General features: G+C 62.4%; 15 protein-coding genes and 1 pseudogene. 6 read left to right on the top strand and 10 right to left on the bottom strand.

Annotation, left to right across the window (positions count from 1 at the left end; translation table 11 throughout):
• Nucleotides 1–44 precede the first annotated feature (44 nt).
• The 3 genes from ACWPWQ_RS03610 to ACWPWQ_RS03600 form a co-directional block, all read right to left on the bottom strand.
• Nucleotides 45–167: a hypothetical protein gene (locus ACWPWQ_RS03610; RefSeq protein ID WP_454009050.1), complete on the bottom strand. Its 123-nt coding sequence runs from the start codon at nt 165–167 to the stop codon at nt 45–47.
• The gene (locus ACWPWQ_RS03605) at nt 124–411 is read right to left on the bottom strand and encodes a hypothetical protein (protein WP_454009052.1); all 288 of its coding nucleotides are present in this window, start codon (nt 409–411) and stop codon (nt 124–126) included. Before ACWPWQ_RS03605 ends, ACWPWQ_RS03610 begins: the two co-directional genes overlap by 44 nt.
• A gap of 551 nt (nt 412–962) precedes the next feature.
• Nucleotides 963–1,343: a hypothetical protein gene (locus ACWPWQ_RS03600; protein ID WP_454009018.1), complete on the bottom strand. Its 381-nt coding sequence runs from the start codon at nt 1,341–1,343 to the stop codon at nt 963–965.
• A gap of 265 nt (nt 1,344–1,608) precedes the next feature.
• Between ACWPWQ_RS03600 and ACWPWQ_RS03595 the strand changes: the two genes are divergently transcribed.
• Nucleotides 1,609–2,271 carry a hypothetical protein gene (locus ACWPWQ_RS03595; protein WP_454009017.1) on the top strand — a complete coding sequence of 221 codons (663 nt, stop codon included), beginning with the start codon at nt 1,609–1,611 and terminating at the stop codon, nt 2,269–2,271.
• A 538-nt stretch (nt 2,272–2,809) separates the two neighbouring features.
• Nucleotides 2,810–3,553, top strand: a pseudogene (locus tag ACWPWQ_RS03590) (AraC family transcriptional regulator); the annotation flags it as partial.
• A 249-nt stretch (nt 3,554–3,802) separates the two neighbouring features.
• On the opposite strand, the gene ACWPWQ_RS03585 reads toward ACWPWQ_RS03590, so the two are convergent.
• Nucleotides 3,803–5,044 carry an ammonium transporter gene (locus tag ACWPWQ_RS03585; RefSeq protein ID WP_319914175.1) on the bottom strand — a complete coding sequence of 414 codons (1,242 nt, stop codon included), beginning with the start codon at nt 5,042–5,044 and terminating at the stop codon, nt 3,803–3,805.
• A gap of 25 nt (nt 5,045–5,069) precedes the next feature.
• Nucleotides 5,070–5,408, bottom strand: coding sequence for a P-II family nitrogen regulator (gene glnK / locus ACWPWQ_RS03580; RefSeq protein WP_139436253.1), 339 nt, complete (start codon nt 5,406–5,408; stop codon nt 5,070–5,072).
• Between the two features lie 400 nt (nt 5,409–5,808).
• Here glnK and ACWPWQ_RS03575 point away from each other — a divergent pair, with 400 nt between their 5' ends.
• Nucleotides 5,809–6,810, top strand: a complete 1,002-nt coding sequence (locus tag ACWPWQ_RS03575; protein ID WP_454009016.1) for a sensor domain-containing diguanylate cyclase — start codon at nt 5,809–5,811, stop codon at nt 6,808–6,810.
• 147 nt (nt 6,811–6,957) lie between these two features.
• Nucleotides 6,958–7,371, top strand: coding sequence for a hypothetical protein (locus ACWPWQ_RS03570; protein ID WP_139436257.1), 414 nt, complete (start codon nt 6,958–6,960; stop codon nt 7,369–7,371).
• A 62-nt stretch (nt 7,372–7,433) separates the two neighbouring features.
• On the opposite strand, the gene ACWPWQ_RS03565 is transcribed toward ACWPWQ_RS03570, so the two are convergent.
• Together ACWPWQ_RS03565 and ACWPWQ_RS03560 are read right to left on the bottom strand one after the other, a co-directional pair.
• Nucleotides 7,434–9,428 (bottom strand): methyl-accepting chemotaxis protein, encoded by a 1,995-nt coding sequence (locus ACWPWQ_RS03565; protein ID WP_454009015.1) that lies wholly within the window; start codon nt 9,426–9,428, stop codon nt 7,434–7,436.
• A 234-nt stretch (nt 9,429–9,662) separates the two neighbouring features.
• The gene (locus ACWPWQ_RS03560) at nt 9,663–10,019 is read right to left on the bottom strand and encodes a hypothetical protein (protein ID WP_342058594.1); all 357 of its coding nucleotides are present in this window, start codon (nt 10,017–10,019) and stop codon (nt 9,663–9,665) included.
• Between the two features lie 200 nt (nt 10,020–10,219).
• Here ACWPWQ_RS03560 and ACWPWQ_RS03555 point away from each other — a divergent pair, with 200 nt between their 5' ends.
• Both ACWPWQ_RS03555 and ACWPWQ_RS03550 read left to right on the top strand, forming a co-directional pair.
• Complete coding sequence (locus tag ACWPWQ_RS03555; protein WP_025328561.1) at nt 10,220–10,942, top strand: response regulator; 723 nt, start codon at nt 10,220–10,222, stop codon at nt 10,940–10,942.
• A 7-nt stretch (nt 10,943–10,949) separates the two neighbouring features.
• Complete coding sequence (locus ACWPWQ_RS03550; protein ID WP_139436263.1) at nt 10,950–12,335, top strand: ATP-binding protein; 1,386 nt, start codon at nt 10,950–10,952, stop codon at nt 12,333–12,335.
• Between the two features lie 72 nt (nt 12,336–12,407).
• Here the strand turns inward: ACWPWQ_RS03550 and ACWPWQ_RS03545 are convergent, their stop codons facing one another.
• The 3 genes from ACWPWQ_RS03545 to yjbD form a co-directional block, all read right to left on the bottom strand.
• On the bottom strand, nt 12,408–14,363 hold the full coding sequence (locus ACWPWQ_RS03545) for a ligand-gated channel protein (RefSeq protein WP_454009014.1): 1,956 nt from the start codon (nt 14,361–14,363) through the stop codon (nt 12,408–12,410).
• Between the two features lie 307 nt (nt 14,364–14,670).
• On the bottom strand, nt 14,671–14,883 hold the full coding sequence (cspE, locus tag ACWPWQ_RS03540; RefSeq protein ID WP_025328559.1) for a transcription antiterminator/RNA stability regulator CspE: 213 nt from the start codon (nt 14,881–14,883) through the stop codon (nt 14,671–14,673).
• 393 nt (nt 14,884–15,276) lie between these two features.
• Nucleotides 15,277–15,561, bottom strand: a complete 285-nt coding sequence (gene yjbD / locus ACWPWQ_RS03535; protein ID WP_162519186.1) for a DUF3811 domain-containing protein — start codon at nt 15,559–15,561, stop codon at nt 15,277–15,279.
• Nucleotides 15,562–15,864: the final 303 nt, after the last annotated feature.

Below are 15,864 nucleotides of genomic sequence, written 5' to 3'. Positions count from 1 at the left end.
TGTCATGACCGACAACCGAATGTGCCCATGACCGAGCTGATTCATCATATTGTGCAATGTGGTCGCCACCGCCCCGGTATCATCGCCGTGCTCGGCCGATCGGAATAACCGGTTCCCGGCGGATCAACCGCTATCGCCATATAGCCTTCGGCGGCGAGTCCGGTCATCACATGACGCCAGGCATACCAGGTTTGCGGCCAGCCCGGGATCAGCAACACGGGCTCCCCGCTTTCCGCCGTCATAATGGATCTTCTGCCCCGCTACCTTGACATAGTGATGCTGAAAGCCGGCTTCACTGACCTGCGCTGTTACTGACGTCACTGCCGGGCGTTGTGTATTTGCCGCGACCGCAGTGCCCTGCAATGTGAGCAGCATGACTGCCGCCAGAGATACTCTGAAGAATGTGTTCATATCCTTTCCGTTTGAATTATCTATAAGGAATCCGCAGAAGGCCATAGACAAGGCGTCTGTAAGCTGGGGTGGTGGCTATTGTTTGTCGATCCCAGCAGCGAATAGGGTAGAGGGCGTCTCAATCTTTGTCAATCGCAAAAAATAATTCTTTGTTAGTCGACAATGAACTGGTAGCCTTGGTCTGAAATGACAGATGCGGAAATTGTGTTATGGCTGGCAGACCAAGAAAATTTGATCGTGAAGGCGTTGCGCATAAAAAGGTATTCTGGCGCTGACTTTATCAGGAACTGTCTGATCTGGTGGCTGCACTGGGGATTGCTTCTGCCCGTATTTATGCCGCCTTCGGCTCAAAGGAAAATCTTTCCGTGTAGGGCGATAACGCTATCTGGCCGAAAGAGGGGCTTTTGCTGACGCCGCCCTGTCTGGCGGATACCCGCCAGGCTGTCAGGCAACTGCTGGTGAACGCGGTCGAAGCCTACACCCGTGACGATGAGCCTGCGGCTGCATGGTGGTCCTGTCGCTGACCAACTATGGCCGTGATAACGAAAAGATCATGGCATAGCTGGCCGGTTACCGCCGGAGCGGATGAGGGCATCATTGAGCGCATCCGGCAGGGCGTTCAGTCCGGCGAACTGCCGGAAAAACACCGATATACAGGGCTCGGGGATTATGTGGCGACCGTGTTTCACGGGATCTCCATCCGGAGCCCGGGATGGCGTCAGCCGGGCGCGTCTGCTGGCAATGACGGATATCGCCATGCACGGCTTCGATGTCATGACGGCCCGCCGGTCGCGCAATAACTCGGTTGTTTCTTTCAGGAGAATTTCTGATGTCATATTCAGTGCCTTCAGCCTCGCCAGTGCGCACGAGGAGTGGATATGCACCTGGCTTTCCAGCTCAGCCTGCATCGGGAGAGGCGTTTCCGTTTCCATCGGATATAGCGGTCATTGATGGGGATCAGACACTCCGGCAGTCACTGCGCATCCAGCCTGGGCGGTCAAAAGCTGCGGCTGATCTTTTCCAATCGTTATGGTGCCAGCCACCTGGTAATGAAGCGAGAGCCATATTTCCGTGCCTGATCTGTGCGGCGCAATGGCTGTCACCTTTAATGGGCAAACCGGCGCGACAATTCCAGCGGGGGGACTCTGTGCAGTGATGAAATTCCACTGGATATCCTCGTTATCGGTGATCTGCTCTATGGATACCTATCTGCCGGAGCCGATTCGGTCAATACCTTTCACTGGGATGCCCGTCATTTTTCGTTGCTTGAGCCGGGTAATCAGGCCGTCGGGGAAGAGGCCGGCGACGGTCGAAAAAATCAGCTCCCGTTTGCTGGTTGAAAGCGTCAGGTTCAGCCGGGATCCGCGTTACACTCAGGTGGTCATCGGTGATTCCATGGTGGATGGCAACGGCGGCAAGGATGATTTTATGGCCGTTGGACAGATTTTTGGCCAGGTGCCTTGTTGCCGACAATATAGCGGTGGTGAATGCCGGGCGATTGGGTTCCCGGTTGCTGAAAGACGGCATCGGCATCGCCAGCCTGTCGCGTTTCAGCGTGATGTGCTGCAGCAACCCGGTGTCAGCTGCTGTATCGTGCAGGTCGGGCTGAATGATATCGGGTTGGCGGGCACGGCACTGGATCCGGATAGTCCGGTGCCGGCGGCAACGGTGCTGATCAAGGGCTATCGGCAATTACTGCAGAGGGCGCGGGAATACCATATCCGCATGACAGGCGTCACCCTGGTGCCGCTGCGGGGAGCCGGTGAGTATGGTATTGAGCGCTTCTATCAACCAGAAAAAGAGGTTGTCCGGCAGGCAGTGAATCACTGGATGCGCACCAGCAGAGATTTGATGCGGTGATTGACGGCGACCTGCTGGTGCGGGATCCGGAATGCATGTCGCAGCTCGGCGCGCACTACGATGTTAGGGATCCACCTTCATCTCAATCTTGAAGGACATCTGCGGGTCGCACCGGTCAGTGCCGCTGGCCGTTATCCGGAGATGACGGCTTTCCCCGGCGGCCTCAAGCGCCCCGCCATGTTGCGGGCGATTCACTCAACGGCAACCCTCCATATCCATCGTCTGCCTCATGTATATATGCCGCTGGCCGGGCGCTGATCCGGGGATCGACGATCTGGCCAGGCAGTATTCTTCCATTTCAGCGGCGCGGCCAGTGCAGGGCTGTGTATCGGCTCAGGCTGGCGCCCTGAAACGTACCAAGCAGGAGCTGAACGGCTTGGCTTGTGGTCGCGCCCATTGGTCTGCCCGCCAAACAGGGGGCAGTGGAATGCCTTGAGCGGCTCCGGATCTGCGCCCGGATGGCGACGTGATGGAGGTGCATGGCTGGTCTCCTGTGACCTGAGCGCCCTTGATGTTATGCTGGGGCCTTCCCTTCGGTATGGCTGAACCCGTCCTGATGATGTCCGACACTGCCAACCCCGAGCTTATCGACGTCTCCCCGACTGCCGCGAGCAGATCTGCTGTGACAGCCTGCTGCCCGCCCTCGCGCAGGAGCGGGTCTGGCTGGCGGGCTACTCCCGCCTGCGCACCCGCTATCGCATCGAGCGCCGCCTGGCGGATACTGCTTCCTGCTGACCCGCAGGGCGAGGGGAGGTGCTGCTGGGGGATCGCTTCGAGCGGCTGCCTGTGGAAGTGGGCGCTGATCCCGGCGGGGGAGCCGCTCTGCTATCGATTGCCAGAGATGCGATTGTCAGAGACGCGATGGTCAGAGACGCAGCTACCGGAGACGCAGTGGCCACGCCGGAGCAGCCGCAACCGACGGCTGGGGGCGACTGGGATCTGGTGTGGCTGCTGCTGCACAAGGACTCCCCTGGGATGCCCTTGCGAGCCGCCCTCGTCTGGGCTGTACCTCCAGCAGGGGCACTGCTGCGCACCATAGAGAACCTCTATGCGGAGCAGGGCGCCATCAGGACCCGCTGCTCAGTGCGCTTTTGGTGGAGCAGCTCGGTTTCTACCGCCGCCTGCTGCAGAAGGGGGAGGGGCAGAGTCGCGGCGAGCGGCTGGCCCTGCGCCTGGAGCTGCTGCTCAAGGAAACCCTGACCGAGTGCTGGGACATGGGGCGGATGGCCGACGCCCTGCACCTCTCGGAGAGCGCCAGCTTTATCGGCTCTGTCAGCAGCACCGCCCACCCCCCCAGACCCCGCCCTCCCGAGGGCGCGCCCGCCGAACCCCCCCCGTCCCCCGTCGGACCAGACCACCCCCCACACGCGCCCGCGCCCCCCCCCCCGCCCCCGGCCCCCCCCCCCCCCCCCGCCCGCCCCGCCCCCCCCTCCCCCCGTTTCCCCCCCCCCCCCTTCAGGGGGCGGTGGGGCCCCCCCAAAAAAGGGCGGGGCCCGAGTCCCCCCCCGCGCCCCCCACGCCACTGGCGGTGTCAGGTGCTGGATTTGATGCTGACGAACTCGGGGTAGGCATCGACGCCGCACTCGTGGAGATCCACGCCCAGCATCTCTTCCTCTTCGCTCACCCGCAGGCCCATGGTGGCCTTGAGCAGGCTCCAGACGACCAGAGAGACGGCAAAGACCCAGCCGAAGATGACGGCGGCCCCCAGCAACTGGGCGCCGAAGGTGGCGCTCGCGTTGGAGAAGGGCACCACCATCAGGCCGAACAGGCCGCAGACCCCGTGTACCGAGATGGCGCCGACCGGGTCATCGATCTTGAGGCGATCGAAGGCGACGATGGCGTAGACCACCAGGGCACCGGCCAGGGCGCCGATCAGGCTGGCGAACAGCGGGCTGGGGGAGGCCGGGTCGGCGGTGATGGCGACCAGGCCGCCGAGGGCGCCGTTGAGGATCATGGTGAGATCCGCCTTGCCCCAGGTGAGCTTGCTGACCAGCAGGGCGCCGACCACACCGGCCGCGGCGGCGGCATTGGTGTTGACGAAGACGGTGCCGATGGCGGTGGCGTCAGCGGCGCTGGAGAGCGCCAGCTGGGAGCCGCCGTTGAAACCGAACCAGCCCATCCAGAGGATCAGGGTGCCCAGGGTCGCGAGCGGCAGGTTGGAGCCGGGGATGGGGTGGATCTCCCCCTGCTTGCCATATTTGCCACGACGGGGGCCGAGCAGCAGCACGGCGGCCAGGGCTGCGGCGGCGCCCGCCAGGTGGACTATGCCGGAGCCCGCGAAGTCGGAGAAGCCCGCCTCTTTCAGGAAGCCGCCACCCCAGCTCCAGTAGCCCTCGACGGGATAGATGAAGCCGGTCATCACCACGCAGAACAGCAGGAAGGACCAGAGCTTCATCCGCTCGGCCACCGCCCCCGAGATGATGGAGGTGGCGGTCGCCACGAAGACCACCTGGAAGAAGAAGTCGGCGTGCAGGGAGTGGCCCGCGTCGTCCGCCTGGCTGCCCATCAGGCTGCCAAAGCTCGGCAGCCAGCCGCCGGCGCCGTTGTCCACATACATGATGTTGTAGCCGACCAGCAGGTACATGACGCAGGCGATGGCATAGAGCAGGATGTTCTTGGTCAGGATCTCGGTGGTGTTCTTGGCGCGGACCAGGCCCGCCTCCAGCATGGCGAACCCGGCGGCCATCCACATGACCAGCACGCCGGAGATCAGCAGGTAGAAGGTGTCGAGTGCATAGCGCAGCTCGCTGACGGATGTGATCAACTCTTCCATGTCGTATTCCTCGGTTCCAGTCGTATCAAAGGGCGTCTGTGTCTGTCTCGCCGGTGCGGATCCGCACGGCGGCCAGCAGGTCGCAGACGAAGATCTTGCCGTCGCCTATCTTGCCGGTGTGGGCGGCCTGGCTGATGGCTTCGATGATGGGCTCGACGTTGTCGGCCTGGGTGGCGATCTCCAGCTTCACCTTGGGCAGGAAATCCACCTGGTATTCGGCGCCTCGATAGAGTTCGGTGTGCCCCTTCTGGCGGCCAAACCCCTTGACCTCGGAGACCGTCAGCCCCTCTACGCCGAGGGTGGCGAGGGCTTCGCGAACGTCATCGAGTTTGAACGGCTTGATGATGGCAGTGATTAACTTCATGCAATGTCCCCAATCCTTGGTGCTTCATTCAGGCAAACGCAAATATTGCGCCAAGAATTTTCCCCTATTTATTCAATGATTTAATTCATCCATGTCCGAGAGGCTGGCGAGAGACGCCCCATTTGGGCAGGGTTGCGCCAAGGCGGTGCACCGCCCTGGTGCAAGGGGGCGGGCAGAGAAAAGGGGGAAGGCGTGACGGCGCTCAAGACCGGCGGCAGGCCCTGCTGCTACTGTTATTCAGGGGAACCAGGGGACGGCCGATAACCTTGTCATGACAGGGATTGCAGGCAGGCAGTCGTCGTCGGGTAGCCCGGCAGGCGGCCGCATTTTTCAATGATGTTCAACCGTTGGACTCGAGTCACCCGCAGTGGCGCGGGGGAGCAGAACAAGGATGGATTCCATGCTGCAGGACAATGACACTATCAGGATCCCGGATCTCAACGACGCCGCGGTGCACGGCATTCTGGAAGTCATCAGCGACGGGGTCTGGGACTGGAATGCCAACACCGGCTTCGTCTATCGCAATCCGGGCTGGTACCAGATGCTGGGCTATGAGCCGCACTCCTTCGACAACAACGTCTTCACCTGGGAAAACGTGATACACCCGGACGATCTGCCGCGGGTGATGGATCGCTTCGATGCCTATCTGAGCGGCCAGAGTGCCGACTACAGGGCCGAGTACCGCTGTCGTTGCCGCAACGGCGACTATATCTGGGTTGAGGATTGTGGCCGCATCATAGCGCGCAACCCAGACGGATCCGTTGCCAGGATGATAGGGGCGCACCGGGACATTCATGCCCAGCGGGAGCTCTACGCCCGGCTGGAGCTGCACAATCGCACCCTGGAGCAGCAGGTGGCGGAGCGCACCGCCGAGCTGGAGCGGCTCAACCTGGCGCTCCAGCATCAGGTGGAGGAGAACCGCCGCCTGGCGGAGACGGACTCCCTGACCGGGGCCGCCAGCCGCTATCGGCTGGAGCAGGCCGTCCGGCTGGAGTATGAGCGGGCCCGGCGCTTCAAGGAGCCCTTCGCCGTGATCGCCATGGACGTGGACGACTTCAAGCAGATCAACGATCGCCACGGCCACGGGGTGGGGGATCAGACCCTGATCGACATAGTGCGCCTGACGCGCGGCGCCATCCGCGAGATCGATCTGCTGGCCCGCTGGGGGGGCGACGAGTTCATGCTGGTGCTGCCCAACACCCGGCTGGCGGATGCCCATGTGGTGGCCGAAAAGCTGCGACAGCGACTGGGCCATGCCAGGGTCAAGGGGGTGGAGCCCATCACCCTGAGTTTCGGTCTGGTGGAGTCCAGGCCGGATGAACCCCTTAACCAGCTGATGGCGAGGGTGGACAGGGCGCTCTACCGGGCCAAGCTGGCGGGCAAGGATCAGCTCTCTGGCTAGGGGCGCCGCTATCCATCCCCGGCCGCCATCTTCACTCAAGGGAATGACCCTTGCCCCCCGAATGCGGCTTGACCTTGGGATCATCTTGACTCCAATCGAGCACACTGGTCTGATGCGCGCTCTTTCATTCCTGTGAGATGTATCTTAATGAAAAAGTGCCTTCTGATTGCCCTGACCGCCCTGCCCCTGGTTGCCCACGCCGGCCTGATGGATTCCCTGACCGACTCCGTGACCAGCAGCGTCACCAGCACCGCCAAAGAGATGGCCGGTACTGCCGTGGACAGCGCCTCCAACGAAGCGATCAAAACGGCCCTGGATATCAAGGAAGGCGGCTCCAACAAGCAGGCCATCAAGGACAAGCTGGGCGCCCCGGCCAGCACCAAGACCGATGCCGGTCTGGAAGTGTGGACCTATGATCTGAGCGCCCTGAACAAGGCCTCTCCGCTGCTGGCCGAGACCACCAAGTCCCTGCTGAAGGATTCCGAAGTGGCGCAGAAGAACGTGGTGATCAAGTTCGAAGGCGAGACCGTCAAGACCCTGAACCTGGCCAACAAGGCCTGAGTCCTGGTGACGTGCATGAAAAAGGGGCCCGCGGGCCCCTTTTTGCTGGCTGGCGTTCGCCATCACACCTTGAAGCGGCGCACCAGGGCCAGCAGCTGGCGATTGGAGCCGAGCAGCGACGCTGCGCTCTGCTCGGTCTGGCTGCCGTTTTGCACCAGCAGGTTCAGCATGTCGCGAATGCTCACCATGTTGCGGTTGATCTCCTCGGTCACCCGGCTCTGCTCCTCGGCGGCGGTGGCGATCTGGCTGCTGAGATCGTGGATCTGCACCACGGAGTCGGCCATGCTGTCGAGCCCGCCGGTGACCTGACCCGTGGTGTCGGCTGCGGCCTGGCAGCTGCGCTTGGTCTGCTCCATGGCGACCACGGCCTCGGCCACCCCCTGGGTGAGCCGTGACAGCATGCTGCCCACCTCGGCTGTGCTGTTCTGGGTGCGGGCCGCCAGGGCACGCACCTCGTCGGCCACCACGGCAAAGCCTCGTCCCTGCTCCCCGGCCCGGGCCGCCTCGATGGCGGCGTTGAGTGCCAGCAGGTTGGTCTGGGCGGCGATGCCGCCTATCACCCCGAGCACGCTGCCGATCTGCTTGGCATCCTCCTGCATCTCCAGCACCTTGGCGGCGGCGAGATCCACCTCGTCAATCAGGGCCACCACGCTGGCGGAGGCCGACCCCACCACCTTGCGCGAGTTGGCTGCCTGGCCATTGGCGGCCTCGGTGAAGCTCGCCGAGTCGCTGGCGTGCCGGGCCACGCTGTCGGCGGTGGAGCTGAGCTCGGTGAGGGCGGTGACCACCTGATCCGTCTCGCTGGCGTGTTCCCCCAGGATCCGTCGGCTCTGACCGGTCTGCTGATCGAGCTGTGCCAGCTCCCGGGTGATGAGGTCGGTGGCGTCTGTCACCTGCACCATCATCTGCTGCAGGTAGGCGATGAAGCGGTTCACCGACAGGGCTATGTTGTCCAGCTCGTCATGGCCCTTCACCTGGATGCGGGCCGTCAGGTCCGCATCGCCGGCGCTGAGGGCATCTATGTTGAGCCTGAGGGTCTGCAGCCGGCGGCCGAGCTGGCTGATGGCCAGCACCATGAGCACGAACAGCAGTCCCACCAGGGGCAGCTGTATGCTGGCCAGAGTGGCGAGCACGTCCCGGCTGTCCTGGGTCAGGACGCGGGTCGGCAGGGCGGTGGCGAGCAGCCAGGGAGTGCCGTCGATGGCCTCCATCAGCAGGGTCTGCTCCTCCCCCTGATCCTGGAAGGTGGTGCGCAGCAAGCCCTTGCTCGCGTTCTGGCCGAGCAGGCCGGCGATGGAGCCGGCGAAGGGGTAGTCGGCGTGGGCGGAGAGGTTGCCGAGCACCACATCGCCGCCGAGGCGGGCGTTCTTGCTCAGGATCTTGCCGTCAGCCTCGACTATCATCACCTGGCCGCCGATCTCCTGCTCCTTCCTGGCCACCAGATCGTTGAAGAACCCCAGGGTCACGTCTATGGTCGACACCCCGTAGAGGGCGCCGTCCTTGTAGATCCCCATGGCGCAGTTGGTTCTCGGCTGCTGGCTGGCGCCATCCTTGTAAGCGGCGGCCCAGACGCACATGCCGCGAGGGGCCTGCTGCCCCGCCTTGTGCCAGGGTTGCTCGAAGTAGTTCGGCGCCTCGGCCGAGTTCCAGTAGGTGTTGGGGATGAGGGCGTTGGCCGCATCCCTGTGATAGAAGGTGCTGAACTTGGCACGGCCCGCCTCCCGTTGCTCCGGCAGGGGCCAGATGCCGCCGCCGAAGACCATGGCGTTGCCGTATTGATCGATGAGGGCGGGCAGCAGGGCGTCTATCTGCTCGCTCGGCAGCCGGGCCACCAGCTGGGTGATGCTGCGGGACTGGCTCTGCACTCCGTTGAGCTGGTCGTGGATGTCGGTGGCGATCTCGCTGACCCGCAGCGCCACATTCTGCTCGCCGGCCTTCTGCAGCGCCGGCTTGATCCAGAGCTGGATGCCGATCACCGTCAGGGCGCACACCAGCGCCATGAACCCCAGGAAGACGGCGGTATAGCGCCCCTTGATTGTGCCCAGATTCCATCCCATAACGACTCCTGTCCACCATGGCCGGGGCCTTGCCCGATCCTGTTGTTTGAGCCGCCATTATTAGCTATTTCGAGCATAAAACGTTTGTTATCGCTCACATATCCCGGTGCAGGGGGCAGAAAAGTGGCGCCATGGCGGCGTCAGCCGCAGGGCGGGGCGGTTGAGCGGACGCGAAAAAAAAACAGGGTGGCCATGGCCACCCCGTCGTTATCTTGCTTGCTGGTTTGCTTCGATTTATTGGTTCGCTTCTGCGAACTGCTTCATCACCTCTGCGTGCTTGATCATGCCGTCGGCACGCAGGCCGAGGTTTTTCACGAACTCGGCCTTCTTGGCCGGGTCTTCAATCTTGTCGTAGCGCTGTTGCAGGTGAGCCTGGATCTGTTCCGGGGTCATGTTCTGCATGCGGGCCATCTTGTCGTGGCGACCGCCGTGGTGCTTGCCGCCCATCATGCCGGCACCGTCCATGGGGCAACCGGCCGCCATGGCCTGGGTCGGCTGGGCGGTGGAGACCGCCTCGCTGGCGGCATAGGCACCGAGGGGCAGGCCGAGGATCAGGGTGGCGGTCAGCAGGGTCTTGGTCAGCTTTTTCATGGGTAACTCCTGTCGGATGAATACGGGTAGAGGCTGTTTCGCCTTGGTATCCAGTAAACACCGTGGAAGTGTCTGAATTTTGCCAGTTGAAGCCTATTTTGTAGCAGAGTGTGGCATCTTGGCGCTCTGGCACACTTTGACACAACCCGCCCGATTGATTCTCGTATAATCGCCCCAGCTCGATAACGGGAGAGACAATGATGAACCAAGGCAGCCCTCATATTCTGGTGGTCGACGATCACAGCGAGATCCGCGATCTGCTCAAGCGTTTTCTGGAACAGCACGGCATGCGTGTCAGCTGCGCCCGGGATGGCAAGGAGATGAAGCGGCTGCTGGACGAGCGGGAGTTCGATCTGCTGGTGCTGGATCTGATGATGCCGGGGGAAGATGGCCTCACCCTGTGCCGCGAGCTCAGGGTGAAGTCCCGCCTGCCCATCATCATGCTCACCGCTATGGGGGAGGAGACGGACCGCATAATCGGCCTGGAGATGGGGGCGGACGACTACCTCGCCAAGCCGTTCAACCCGCGGGAGCTGCTGGCCCGCATCAAGGCGGTGATGCGCCGCACCCAGGCGGAGATCCAGCCCGTCCCCGAGGCCCTGACCCGGGATCTGCGCTTCGATCGCTGGCTGCTCGACATCAATCGCCGGGAGCTGGTGGACGAGGAGGGTGTGGGAATGAGCCTCTCCACCGCCGAGTTCGATCTGCTCAAGGTGTTTCTGGAGCGGCCCCAGCGGGTGCTGAGCCGGGATCAGCTGCTGGATCTGGCCCGTGGCCGGGAGGCGGTCGCCTTCGATCGCGCCATCGATACCCTGGTGAGCCGGCTGCGGCGCAAGCTGGAGCGGGATCCCAAGAATCCCGAGCTCATCAAGACCATCTGGGGCGGCGGTTACCTGTTCGCCGCCGACGTGACCCAGGAGTGAGGACGGCATGATCAAGGGCTTCTTCGCCAGGCTGCTGCCCAAGGGGCTGACCGGCCAGATAGTGCTGGTGGCCCTGGCGGGACTGGTGCTGATCCAGCTGCTCAGCATCCAGATCTACCGCTCGGATCGGGAGGAGGCGCTCGGCTACGTCAACAGCCGCAACGCCATGCAGCGGATCATCTCTGTGGTGCGCCTGCTCTCCCTCTCCCCCCCCTCCCTCTATCACGAGATCCTCAAGGCGAGCCGCAGCGAGACCCTGCTGCTGCGTCTGGCCGACGAGCCGCTGCAACCGGACAACCGCAGCCCCCGCTTCGAGAAGCTGGTGCGGGCCAAGCTCGGGTATCCGTCGTCCCTGTCGGTGGAGATCAGCGCCGAGCTGAAGCAGGACATACAGCGCAGCCGGGCCTGGCAGCATCACAACCGCATGATGAAGGATCGCAACGGTATGCCGCCACCCCAGGACATGCGGCTCTATGGTTCCATCCAGCTGCCCAACGGGGGCTGGCTGCAGTTCAGCTCCCTGGTGGACAAGGAGGCGGTGAGCTGGTCCTGGCAGACCACCCTCAACCTGCTGCTGGTGGCGAGCCTGGTGATAGGCCTGATGATCTGGCTGTTCCGCCGGGCGACCCTGCCCCTCAAGCAGCTGGCCGCCAATGCCGACAGGCTGGGGCGCGGGGAGGATATAGAGCCCCTGCGCGAGGAGGGGCCCACCGAGATCCGCGAGTCCATCCAGGCCTTCAACCGCATGCACACCCGGCTCGATCGCTTCGTGCAGGACAGGACCCGGATGCTGGCCGCCATCTCCCACGACCTGCGCACCCCCATCACCAGCCTGCGGCTGCGCAGCGAGTTTCTGGCAGACGGCGAGGACAAGGAGCGCTTCCAGCAGACCCTGCAACAGATGGAGCAGATGCTGGCGGCGACCCTGAGCTTCGCCCGGGAGGAGGGGCAGCAGGAGGCGACCCGGGAGCTGGATCTGGTCAGCCTGCTGGAGAGCCTGTGCGATGACTATGCGGATACCGGCCAGCCCGTCATCTGCCTGGCCGAGGGCAAGCAGGTCTACGCCTGCCGTGCCAATACCCTGCGCCGGGTGCTGCAAAACCTCATCGGCAACGCCATCAAGTACGCGGGCGGGGCCGAGGTGTCCCTGGAGCGAACCGAATCCGAGCTGCTGATCCTGGTCTGCGATCGGGGGCCTGGCATAGCCGAGGGCCAGCTGGAGGAGGTGTTCAAGCCGTTCGTCCGTCTCGACGAGGCCCGCAACACCGAGTCGGGCAGCGTGGGGCTGGGGCTCGCCATCGCCCGCACCCTGGTGCATCAGCACGGCGGCGAGCTGACCCTGCACAACCGTGCCGAAGGCGGCCTGGAGGCCAGGATCAGCCTGCCGCGCTGACAGTCCCTTTCCTATCACCCATGAAAAGGCCCGCACTCGGCGGGCCTTTTGCATCTCTCGCACCCGAGAGGATCAGAACTGGTAGGTCAGCCCCAGGTTGTAGCGACGGCCATCCAGCACGGTGCCGTAGCTGGCGTAGTCCACCCTCTTGTCCAGCAGGTTGTAGATGCCGGCGGTGACGCTCAGTGCCTGATTGGCCTTGTAGACCAGGCCGGTGTCGAAGAAGGTGTAGGAGGGGGTGCCCTCGGCCATCTTGACCCGGCTCAGGTAGTCCGAGGTCTTGCTGCGGAAGTTGACCCGAGACCAGAGGCCGACCGCCTCGCTGGTCTGCCAGTCGACCGTGGTGTTGAACATGTGGCGCGGCATCTGGTTCAGTGCCAGGCCCGCCATGGGGCCGCTCTTCTGCTCGGACTGGGTGAAGGTGTAGCTGGAGGCCAGGGACCACTGCGGGTTGATGGCCCAGTTGGCCGTGCCTTCCACCCCGCGCATGTTGGCCTCGTCGACGTTGATGCGATCGCTGATGAAGTCATAGGTGTGACCGTTCAGGGTGCAGGCGGGATCCTGCTTGCTGGTGCAGCGACGGGTCTCGGCAATCTTGTCCTTGAAGTCGGTATTGAACAGGGTCAGTCCGGCGTTGAGCCCCTGTTGGCCATCCCACAACAGGGCGATTTCCTCACTGACGCTCTTCTCCGGCTGGAGGGCCGGGCTGCCGACCAGCATGCCATCCTGGGTGCCGCCGCCAGTGGCCTGGCCCCAGTTGGCCGCTGACATGCGCAGGTCGGGGGAGCGGTAGCCGGTGGAGACACCACCCTTCAGGGTCCAGAACTCGGCGGGATGCCAGACCCCGTAGAGACGCGGGCTCCAGTGGCTGCCGTAGTTCTGATCCCTGTCCATGCGCACGCCGCCGGTGAGGGCGAAGCTGTCGGTCAGGGCCCACTCGTCTTCCACGAACAGGGCCCAGCTCCAGCGGGTCAGCTGGTCGGCGCGATTGGCCACATTCAGCTGGTTGCCCTGATCCTGCAGATCCTCGTAGCGGTATTGGCCGCCGACGCTCAGGTAGTGATCCCCCAGGATGATCTGGGTGTGGGTGTCGGCTATGGTGTTGATCATCTTCATCTGCCGACCCGGGTTGGTGCTCTCTTCCCGTTGCAGATAGCTGGTGGAGGAGCCGAAGTCGTAGCGGCCGTCGTGGGTGATGGCGTAGTTGGTGCGCTCGTAGGTGCTCAGGTTCGGTTTGGCCTTGGCTGAAATGGACTCACCCGGTGTGCGATCCCTGTCCTGCAGGCCGCGGCTCACCTCGAAGTCGACGCTGTTGTGCTCGTCCGGGGTCAGGCTGAACACGGCGGTGCCGCTGTGCATCTCCTGCTCGGCGAAGCCGTTCTCGAACTGATCCTCGCCGCGGTAGGAGAGCTGGCCGTTCAAGCGCATCCCCAGCAGTCCGTCCACCAGGGCGCCAGCGGTGTAGGCATCGGTCTGGAAGAGATCACCTGACGCCTTGTTCTCCTGGAAGGTGCTGTCGGCATGCAGCGACCCCTGCCATGCCGTCATGCTGGTGCTCTTGCGGGTGATGACGTTGATGACGCCCCCCATGGCGTCCGAGCCGTAGCGGGAGGACATGGGGCCACGCACCACCTCGATCCGCTCTATGGCCTGCAGCGGCGGCAACCAGCCCTGCTCTATGCCGGGACCGTCGCTGTTGGGGCGGGTGCCACGGCTGTCGACCCGCTTGCCGTCCACCAGCATCAGCGTGTACTTGGCTCCCATGCCGCGGATACTGATGTCACTGCTGCTGCCACCCCCGGTGATCACCACCCCGGGGACGTCTTTCAGGGCGTCGGTCACGTCACGGTAGGCGCGCTTCTCCAGCTGTTCCCGGGTCACGACCGAGATGGAGGCGGCAGAGTCTTCGATCTTCTGCTGGAAACCCGAGGCGGTGATCACCATGACTTCGTTCTGGCTGGCGTGGGCCTGGCTGGCCAGTGCGGCGATGATCAGGGTGGCGAGAGGGGTAATGGGGATGCTAGTCATGAAAACCTGAACTCCTGGGAAGGAAAGTTTCTCAACCCGCCACTGAGTCCCGGGATCTTGGTGTCGCACTGGGACGGCGGAGCTGAGCCTCAAATGGATGACATCTGTCGACAGGCATTCTAGGCAAACAAGAATCAAATGCAATTGATATTGGTTATCATTTGCGTTTTGTTCGAGGGAAGGGGGCAGTTCTGGCGGGGAAGAGAGGTAATGATGGAAATCCAGATAACAAAAAACCCGCCGAGGCGGGTTTTTTCAATTCTTGCAGAAGGACTTTCCGATTGACGAAAAGGCTTCCTGGCTTGAATTACAGACCAACTACGTTGGCAGCAGCCGGGCCTTTCTGGCCTTGCTCGATGGTGAACTCAACGCGCTGACCTTCGTCCAGGGTTTTGAAGCTGGTGGACTGGATAGCGGAGAAGTGTACGAACACGTCTTTGCCACCGTCAGCCGGGGAGATGAAGCCAAAACCTTTCTCAGCGTTGAAGAACTTTACGGTACCAGTCATTTTGTTAGACATAATAATTTCCTTGAATAGTGATGTTGAAACGCTACTTGTGTAGCAATCCATGATTTTTCGTCAGCAATACGTATGGGGAGCACTAAAGAAGGAGAATTATTTGGCGAGAATCATCTGGGACAACTCTATGCACAAATCACTGCTTTAAAATGACTGCCTAACATAATCAGGTCTGAACTACCGAACCATCGAAATCGATTAGAACACGCTCACTCCGCCATGGCAATCTTTATCTTGGTATTAATTCCTGCCCGGCGAGGGGGTGTTAGCGTTTTATCTTGATAAAATCGTTTTATACCAGAAGGTTATCTAGCATTTTCCGGTACGGGAAAGGGATGTACGCAGGCCCATCTCCGGATGACAGCACAAGCATCCGGACATGGGAGACAGAAATTATCGCTTGCTGCGGTACTTGTTGCTGACGGAGTCCGCCCAGTTGAAGGTTTCCGGCAGCACCTGATTCTTGGCGCGCTCCTTGGCCTTCTCCCGTGCCAGTGCGGAGGCCGCCTTGGCTGCCTTGGCGCGATCCTCGGCGATTTTCAGGCGCCCTTCCTCACGGATCTTGTTACGTTCCCCATTGGTCAGGGTGTGATCGGCATGGGCCTGGGCCTTCTGCAGCAACAGGGTGATCTCGGCTTTTTCGGCCTCGGTAAGATCTTTCATTTCCAGCTTTTTCATGGCGCACTCCTGCGGCAGGTGATGGCTCACCCTAACACACTCCGGAGGCCGACTCTTATGTAATCGTCCTCTAGACCCCAAAAGAGCAAGTTGAGTGCGTTTTCCTGCCGGTTTTCGTCCAGATACAGGCCGGTTGTGGCAGTTTGTCCCGGGTTGTCGGGATCTGGATGGCGAGGTCAGAGCCCTGTGGAGCACCGCTGTCCGGCGAGGCTGGATCCCGGTGGAGGCTGGGGGTATGCTGGTGCCAGTGCGATCCTCGATCGTCACTGCTAGCGTACTGTGATCTATGATTCGGATGACATG

The organism is Aeromonas sp. Marseille-Q7275, assembly GCF_965119515.1.
This window is presented reverse-complemented; position numbering and strand designations above follow the sequence as displayed.